The following is a 1,065-nucleotide window of genomic DNA, read 5'->3' on the forward strand; positions in this document are numbered from 1 at the left end:
CCTCAATAATCATTTGTTTATTCCAAGCTCTATTTCTTATTTCTCCAAATTGTTTTCCATTGACAAGTCTATCATAAATTCCTCCTTTTCGGGTTTTTATCATTCCGTTTTGGGTGATTTTTCCAGTTGAACCGATATAAACCAATTCTATTTTTCCTTTTTTTAAAGCATAAATTAAATAAATTCCAATTCCGCTTTTTGGTGCATTACAAAATTCTCGTAAATCATCATTTTTCTCAAAGAAAAAGTGTCCATTTGTTTTGTATTTTTCTAGTTCATCAAACATGTTTCAAGTTTTTATCAGTATGAAGCACAACGGTTTAGGCTATGTTGTCGTTGTGGAAAAATCGGTAAGATTTTTCCGCCATAGCAATAACTTTAGTAAATATACGAGGATTTTCTGAAAAAGAAAATCCGCCACAATGCAATATAGCCATTGTTAGCATATTTAGCGACACGTTCTGCTGAGCATTGAATTTTTCTATTATCTGAAATTTATCAAACATACTTATTTTTCTCATTTAGCTTTTTCTCCGCTGTGATTTTCACGTTTTACAGGGAAAAAGTCAAAAAGTTTCTCAATTTATTGCAATTATTCATTTTAAAGATATTCGGATTCGTTGCTCAAAATCTTAACCGTTTCAATGCTCAATTCCGGTAGAGTGGAAGTCAATCTGGAATTTTTCAGGTTTGTACATATTTTTCATTAAAAGCTAAATTCATTCCGATTCAATTCTCATACTTTTTTGAGTATAAATCACTCAGAAATTTCTCTGTTTAGTACAATTTTTTCAGTAAAAACTCAATTCTTTCCACTGTCATTACTCAACTCTGACCGCTACAATTTTTACTCCGAAATATTGCTAAAAATCATAGTTTTCAATTAACTTTTTCAACTTTAGTTTTTCTGACCAAAACTCAGCCGAGCTATTTATGCTAACGGGTTTGTATATGGCTTCGTTGTGGGAAAATCAGCGAGATTTTTCCGCCGAAGCAATTTTGACAATAAATATAAGGAATTTTTCGATTAAAAAATTCCGCCACAATGAGCTATATACGTTGTTG

The 1,065-nt window shown here is 31.3% G+C and carries 2 protein-coding genes; both read right to left on the bottom strand.

The window, feature by feature from the left end:
- Positions 1–286 (bottom strand): hypothetical protein (locus HGB55_RS15170; RefSeq protein ID WP_168817929.1); only part of this gene is annotated, 286 nt, incomplete at its 3' end.
- A gap of 34 nt (positions 287–320) precedes the next feature.
- Entirely contained in the window at positions 321–521 is a 201-nt protein-coding gene (locus HGB55_RS15175; RefSeq protein WP_168817622.1) for a hypothetical protein, read from the bottom strand.
- Positions 522–1,065: the final 544 nt, after the last annotated feature.

Origin of the sequence: Lutibacter sp. B1, assembly GCF_012524075.1 — a bacterium.
GTDB lineage: Bacteria > Bacteroidota > Bacteroidia > Flavobacteriales > Flavobacteriaceae > Lutibacter.

Coding starts and splice junctions, on each gene's coding strand:
- HGB55_RS15175 (WP_168817622.1), bottom strand. CDS start 521: ATGAGAAAAATAAGTATGTTTGATAAATTTCAGATAATAGAAAAATTC.